The 7,511-nt window shown below is 42.4% G+C and carries 7 protein-coding genes and 1 pseudogene; all 8 read right to left on the minus strand.

Annotation, left to right across the window (positions count from 1 at the left end):
* Positions 1–351, minus strand: a pseudogene (locus ACCM36_RS07160) (putative baseplate assembly protein); the annotation flags it as partial.
* 2 nt (positions 352–353) lie between these two features.
* Complete coding sequence (locus ACCM36_RS07165; RefSeq protein WP_370573067.1) at positions 354–4,022, minus strand: putative baseplate assembly protein; 3,669 nt, start codon at positions 4,020–4,022, stop codon at positions 354–356.
* A 4-nt stretch (positions 4,023–4,026) separates the two neighbouring features.
* A complete protein-coding gene (locus tag ACCM36_RS07170; protein ID WP_370573068.1) occupies positions 4,027–4,422 on the minus strand; it encodes a GPW/gp25 family protein in 396 nt (131 codons plus the stop codon).
* 52 nt (positions 4,423–4,474) lie between these two features.
* Complete coding sequence (locus ACCM36_RS07175) at positions 4,475–4,768, minus strand: PAAR domain-containing protein (protein WP_370573069.1); 294 nt, start codon at positions 4,766–4,768, stop codon at positions 4,475–4,477.
* A gap of 9 nt (positions 4,769–4,777) precedes the next feature.
* Positions 4,778–5,437 carry a phage baseplate assembly protein V gene (locus ACCM36_RS07180; RefSeq protein WP_370573070.1) on the minus strand — a complete coding sequence of 220 codons (660 nt, stop codon included), beginning with the start codon at positions 5,435–5,437 and terminating at the stop codon, positions 4,778–4,780.
* A complete protein-coding gene (locus ACCM36_RS07185; RefSeq protein ID WP_370573071.1) occupies positions 5,437–6,522 on the minus strand; it encodes a phage late control D family protein in 1,086 nt (361 codons plus the stop codon). Before ACCM36_RS07185 ends, ACCM36_RS07180 begins: the two co-directional genes overlap by 1 nt.
* A 3-nt stretch (positions 6,523–6,525) precedes the next feature.
* Complete coding sequence (locus ACCM36_RS07190; protein ID WP_370573072.1) at positions 6,526–7,173, minus strand: LysM peptidoglycan-binding domain-containing protein; 648 nt, start codon at positions 7,171–7,173, stop codon at positions 6,526–6,528.
* A partial coding sequence (locus tag ACCM36_RS07195) for a hypothetical protein (RefSeq protein WP_370573073.1) occupies positions 7,174–7,511 on the minus strand: 338 nt, incomplete at its 5' end. It lies immediately after the preceding gene.

Consider the following 7,511-nt stretch of genomic DNA (forward strand, 5'->3'; position numbering starts at 1 on the left):
ATCTAACTGAAAATAAACCCTTTTTCCTGCAAGCTCTGTTGATACCTGCATGCCTTTTTTCAATGTTTGCTGTTGAGCAGAACTGAATGTGAGGTCTAAGTTTGCCGGTGTTGATGGCTGCGGCCTGACTCCCAGCAGTTTGAGATATTTAAGGCGATGCGCATCGGTCACAAGGTTTATGCGATACAAGGCTATTTCAGAAAGCCATGCAAAGAGTTCGAGAAGGGTAATTCCGGGATCACTCTGGTTGTGATCTGTCCATTCCGGGGAATATCCTGGAATAAGTTTTCTGGCTTCATCTACCAGCTGATCGAATGTCCTATTGTCAAGATCAGGTTTAGGCAGAAACAAATTCATCCCTCCTGTTTGCTATTCTTCCAATCTACGGTGATCTGATGCTCCCCGTTACAAGGAAGGGCATATTCAGGCAGCTTGACCATGGCCGATGCATCATCAACTTTCATGACCTTTGAACTATCATGAAGGCTCATTGTTACATTATTTACATGATCCACGTATTCTATTTGCTCAAGTATCGAGTAGACATCAGATACGCATGGAGCAAAGCCGAAATTCCAGCCTTTGCCCTCAGCAGAACCGGTAAGGGGATGTAAAAACTCAGAAACCCTCCTTTTGGCTTCCATTTCTATTACGGGCATTGCATCAATAACATCGGTCACGAGTTCAGCTGAAACATCTATTTTTACATAAGAGGGTGGTATCACTTTCAGGTTTACTACAGCAGGACACCTCTTTGTTAAGTATTCTGTGACCCGATGTTTTAATTCATTAGAAGGGACAGGTTGCGGGTCCGGGCTTTCAGGGACTATGATCACTGTAACCCACCCTGTGCTGAATTTCCCTTCATAACTAAAATTAGGGAGTACTTTGACCCTGGCCACAGTCCTGGAAGCTTCTTTTGCAAGCCACTCATAATCCTCAGCTGCCATCGCCCGGTTCCTGTGTTTAAGGACAACAGGTGCCCTATTAAGCAGACTGTCGATATCCTCTGTTTCAGTTCCACCATCAGAGCTGATAGGATTGAAGACCTTATCCACAAAAGCTATAGAACTCTGAAGTTTTGAGATAGTTAAAGCATCAAGATTTCCTGATCTTCCTCCACCTATGCTGTACGTGGCTTTAATATTATTAGCACCTATGGGAGGGACCATTCCCTGTTTTCCATCTCCAAAACATACTTCACCTGTGTTTCTGTCAATAATGTAATGCCTGTCTTCGCCTGCTGAGTCAAAGAGATCACGTACTGCAGTCCATCTGACCCAGAATTCCAGGATATTTCCTTTATCATCTTTTCTAAGGCTTACGTTGCTTGGATGCTCAAGCAGTATCTTCTGTTCCTTGTCAGAAAGCGTAGTAACTTCGTCCACCCATATTGTTTCATCTATTACAGGAGTGTTAATAAGCCTGAACTTTTGATCTGCTTCCCCATTACCTGAACCAATTATTTCATCTCTGATCGTTCTGGATTGTGCAGCCCAGACAGAATTGAGATAAAAACCAAGGACTTTCGGAGGAAGCTTTTTGAGATTATCGGGCATAAGATCGATATTAAAAAGCTCGAAATCCATTTTGCATTCCTTAATCTGCCCAATATCTGATATCTGGGTTACAGTTGCAACATTATATCCTTTTATCACACTTTGTTCATCTACTTTAATGGCATCTGTTGCAATGTTCAAATTCGGGATAACTGAAATTTTCCCAACTGTGGTCAGAGGTTGTATTTGAAAGACATCAGGAAGTTTTATCCCTAAATTTCTATAGACTAAAGGCCTCTTCTTTTTTAGATATAATTTAAACTCCTTGAGTGGTACTTGATCTTGGATTTTAGTAACAGGATTTTCATAGAAATCTCCGGTAATTACTGCCCGTATCCAGTACAGATCCCCTGAACCTAAGAACTTGGAAGCTTTCATTTTTTCTGGAACAGTAAACTGTACCATTCCCATTTTTGTAAACCCTGAGGTTTCATCCAGTACTTCCAGTTCTTTCCAGGTTTCAGGGTCTTCATCACCTAGATACTGCCACCTTACTTTTGGCATGAATGATTCCGGGTATTCAATGCTTTCATCAATATTTATAAAAAGGCTGAAAGGTCCCTTTTTAAGCTCCCTGTCAAATCCAAAATAAACCGCAGGGTGTGTATCCGGCAGAGCCAGGAAAGGCTTGAAAATGCCATTGGTTTTAAGTTCATCCGGACAATTCCTTAATTCGAGGTTATTCACAGCAAAAATATATTCAGGCTGAGTCTCTTTCCCATTAGCCTCATATCTAATTTTAAAATCTTTCATTCTGGGAGGACAGAAAGAACCGGGAATGACAGTATTATCATTGATCTCGTATTCTTTTCCGTAGTTTCCTCCCACCAGCCGGGTGCGGATCCAGTAATTTTCTTTTCCATTAACCCGGACTGGTTTTACATCAGGCATATCAGAAATAGTTAAAACTGTGGAACTGAAATCAGATCCATTGCCTCTTCCGGAATTACTTCGTCTGGCACATTCAGTATTATCACTTAAATTCTTCTTGTCACTTTCATCGATCTCAAGAATGCTCCAGCTTTCCCCATCCCAGTACTCCCATGAAAGTATGGGGATAGCCGATCTATCAGATGAACTCGGATTACCATGATCCAAACTAAAATTCAGACTAACTTTATATCCTTTTTTTGAAAAAGCATCTTCAGATGCTATGTAAAAAGTATCGTAAATTTGTGGTTTTGTTCCAAAAGGATACAGTGCCTTCTCCGGACTTTCTATCGGAATAGGAGTATCGTTGTAATATAAAAGATCAGGTGCTATCCCCTGTAAATTTGTATTGCCGAAGGTATCTTTGCTATCGATATGCGCTGTTTCTATAGTTTTGTCGAAAAATTGCTTTCGAGCTGCTTCAAGGATGTTTTGAGCCCGTTTCCTACTGCATTGGAGCCGAAATGCCAGTTCTTCTTCATTGAGCTTTAATAGTTGATCAAGAGTTTCAATTTTATTTAGAACGTTGTTCCCTGCAAGTTTGGAATAGAACACATTTCCTATTCCCTGGACCTTTTTTACTGATCCGCCTTTATTGATGGAGGTCTGCATAGGTGAGACTGAGACCTTAAGCCCTGTTAAGCTAAGATCCTTGAACTTGCCTATCTGGTTTTCACATATCCTGCACTTTATCCACCTGCTCTCTACACCGTTAACCTCCACTTTATCTGAGATCACTACCCCACTTTCGATCTCTTTACACTCTCCAAGAACAGGATCCTTTTTTATTACTACCTGATTTCCATTAACTACAACACTCCCAAAGCGACACCACTTTATTGCTTCAACTTCTTTTCCATCCTTTTTTTCCTTTATCTTTACTCCATATTTCCATTCAGCAAGCCCCTTTGGTTTCCCGGTATCATTATATCCTAGTTTACGCAGTAAGTTCACATCACTTCCAGCAAAATTAATAATAATGTGACCGTCTTTCAGGTTGAAGAGATTTTCATCTCCTATGTAGAGAACATGTTCCTGTAAGGATTTATCTCCTGTAAAAAGCTCTGCTGGTGCTGTTCCATTTATGGCTTCCGTATGCTTAAAGATCTCATCGCTGTCCTTTATCACACTATAAACGGATACCAGCCTGGATGGGGTTGCGATAATATTTGTTTCCGTCTCAAAGATAACCGGCTTTCCATCAGGACCGTCTGCAGAGGCCTGAACAGAAGACTCCACCAGAACATTTTCAGAAACTCCTTCACTGAGCATGAATGTAAGCGGGACTCTTGCAGGGCTGGCAGGTATCAGCGAGGAATTGAGCATTTCAAGGAACGAAAGAAAATGCTTTTGAGGAGCCTCATTTAACCTGCTCATTATGGTCTCTGACATATTGGCAAAGATCCTTGAAAGGCCAACCCCAAAGTCCCTTTCATCTCCGGTGTTCCACTCAGGCACATAAAATGGCGCCTTCTTCCTGATCTCTGCCAGGGTCGTTTCCGAATCCATCTGGCTGATCTGCGGAGCTATCATCGGCTCACACTCCCTCTTTTATGTAGAAGGGATAGACCATATTGAATTGGGTATTGGTTGTGCGGACCTTGTAATCAATGTTTATCAGGAGCTTTCCCTCCTCTGCTGACTTTAGGTCAGCTTTTACACCAAGCACTTCGATTCGGGGTTCCCACTTTTTCAATGCCTCATACACAGTATTCTCTATAAGATGGAGATTCAGTGTATCCATAGAACAGAAAACATATTCATTTATACCGCACCCAAAATCGGGTCGCATCACACGTTCACCTTTTGCAGTTCCAAGGATGATCCAGATAGCCTCTTTAATATCATCCTCAAAGCTTGCAACTGCCACTTTCCCATTGTGGTCCACACTGAGTGGAAATTTCCACCCTACTCCCAGAAACTCCCTGCCCATTTTAAATCCCCTTTTCCCAAAGAATATTCACCTTTCAGCCCCACTTTTGCATTTACCCTATCAACACCGTAGGGCACCCCATCACAATAGTGTTCGGAGGACCAATTTCCGTAACGATATCTCCCTGTCTGGCGGCAGGGAGGTTGTTAATGAACACCGTAGCACTTCCTGCTATCACAACTCCCCCCACATGAGGTACTACCCCTGAGGAAAGCGGACAGTTATGAAGGTCGGCTGTTGCTCTCCAGACAGGCATACCTCCTATCAATACATTAGGACTTCCGGGCCCAGGACCTAAAGGAGTTCCATGTGATGTCAGATCCCCGACTCTTGCTGCAGGTGGCATTAAAAAACCTCAGTTTATCTTTACAGGCATCCCCTGAATAGTCAAAGAGGCATTGGACTTCAGTGTTAAAGAAGCGGTACCCTCTATCTCAACAACATTTGCCTTTATCGTAAGCTTCATAGCACTTTCCAGTGCAATGGAATTCTGTACTGAGTCAATGGTGATTTTATTATTCCCGCTCTTGTCAACAATTTCGATTTTTTCCTTGCCGCCGGAATCGTCCAGAATGATCCTATGCCCTCCTCTGGTGTGTATTTCGATCTTTTCCTGCTTTGCTTTGTCATCATCATTGAATATGATTTCATGCCCGCTTCTGGATCTAATCTTACGGATGTTGTTTTTTCCATCGGCATTGGTTTCAGGTGGTTTGTCCTGTCCATTCCAGAGAGAACCGATGACATAGGGATAGTTAATATCCCCACGCTCAAAGGCAACAAGCACTTCATCGTCCACCTCCGGATAAAAGACAAGCCCTCTTTCATTTCCGGCCATGGGACTTGCGATCCTTGCCCAGTAGCTTTCATCGTCCTCCCCTCTCCATGGCAGGTTAACCTTTACCCTACCCCGCCCATCCGGATCATTGTTGCTTGTTACAATACCAATAGCAACTCCGTAGATGTTCCTGTTCTGCGGGTTTTCCTGCAGGCTTAACAATTCATTAAGGCCCATTACAAACACCTTCGAACTTCAAGCGTTGTTTTATAACCGCTTTCCCCGAGTACATGCCTTGCCTTTGTAACATAGTAAACTCCACTGAAGAGCCCTTTTCCTACTTTTTCGATGTTCACTGTCATACCAGGACGAAGTTGCGGATCACCGGCACATTCCAGAGTTCCTGTAATGAATCCCATATTCCTTCTTTTCAATTCAGAAAGAGCAATTACCCTTGCTTCTTCTCTGGAGCTTACAACCCTTCCTTCCAGTTTGACCTTGCAAAGTTTCCCCTCGGCTTTTTCTACAATGCTGGAAAAATCGGGTACTCCTACCTTGCTCTCAATATCTTTGAGCTGGACAACTTCTGAAATGGCTTTCTTTTCTTTTTCACTCCATGCCGTTACCCTTACTTCAAAGACCAGGTTTGAAGAACTCATTCGGGGATTGAAACTGATTATATTCTTATGGAATTCAAAACTCACATTCGCATTATGATCGTCTTTGGGTTTTCTGAAATAGAGAGTTCTGTCCCTTACAAAAAACTCGAACTCTATGTTTTTTGCAAGTCTCTGCAAAAAGGCATAGTCCATTTCATCGACTTTTCTCTCTATCTTTTGATGCACCATCAGTTTATCGCTTTCTACACCTTCGGGAGACAGATCATTCTTTATGGCGATCTCCCCGGCAACATCCGCATACGTCACATTATCACATTTCACTTTGTGCTGTCTTTTTTGAAGGTCATGGGAAAGATCATAACCTTCAACAGTCAGTACTGGAGACCCCCCTGACAAAAAACCAGGAGATATCGCTTTGATCTTACCCCTCATTGTTCCTTGCTCTTGGGGAGCCGAAGCATATCCAAAGAAGATCATAAGCCTGGTACCGGGATCAATACGCATGTCGTCAAGCCATTTGAATTGCTGGGTAGCGAGATCGAACTGTTCATTAAAAGAGATCTTAAACATGCCAGGACTTTCCAGATCTTCATCGATCTCTATCCCAATTATGTCATCCCTTGGAATGATCTCGTTATTATCTGCCCATTTCACAGTAAAAACAGGGACATATATCTCCTGGCCTGTTATCATATCTGCCATGTCTCACTCCACGGATGGAATGATCAATTCCATTCCCGGTTCAAGCGATCTGGGATCATATATCCTGTTCTTGTACGCAATATGTCTCCACAGTGCCGGATCTCCGTATTGTTTGTAGGCGATCGACCATAAACTCTCTCCCTGCTTTGTTACATACACTTTTGTCCTGTCAGAAGACTGTTTGTTCCTTTCACGTTCGTTAAGTCCGATCTTGAACTCTTTAAGTGTTATACTGAGCCTGGCCCGGACAGGGATACCATTTGAATTGAACATTGTGAATCGTGTGGTCACCCTTTCCAGAACACAGGTAAAAGGTTCCTGTGAAGGCATTCCCCATATAAAACGCAGGGGAGGAGGGGCATGGAGTTCGGGGTCAATGTTCATAAGGTTAGAAAGCTGTTTTGTAAATTCCCGGACATCCGTTCCTTCTTCATAGGTATCATAAAATGCTTCAAGCGTAATACTGCCTGCATTCCCTTTTACGTACTGCAGATAAGGAGATTCAAGACCCGGTACGGAGATCTCTGCAAAAGTATTGCTCTTCTCAATGGAATATTCCGGCGGGAAATACAGGATCTCGATCTGTTCACCTTTATTTTCTCCATTCAGAATTTCAATGAAACCTTTTTTTGCTCTTGGATCTACTGCCATTTACAGAATTCCCCTTCTTTCACGTTCGATCTTTAATCGGCGGTCGATCTGCCTATAGACCTTTTCTGAGATCATATCCATGTCGAACTGGCGTTTGAGATCCCTTTCGATCTGAGAATAGATAGTTGCAGATTGTGCTACTATTGTTTCTTTTGTAAGGACCATGTTTCTTTTTATTTCCATCAGTTTCTGCTCTATCAGATGCTCTACATCAGGAGAAGAATGAAAATAAAGTTCTTTATTGATTTCATGGATATTTCTTTCCATGATGTCCGAAGAATTAAGAGTATTCTTACCAATTGCAGAACTTTGAGATTCTTTAATTCTCAGAACATTTA

The organism is Methanomethylovorans sp. (assembly GCF_041305605.1).
Lineage (GTDB): Archaea > Halobacteriota > Methanosarcinia > Methanosarcinales > Methanosarcinaceae > Methanomethylovorans.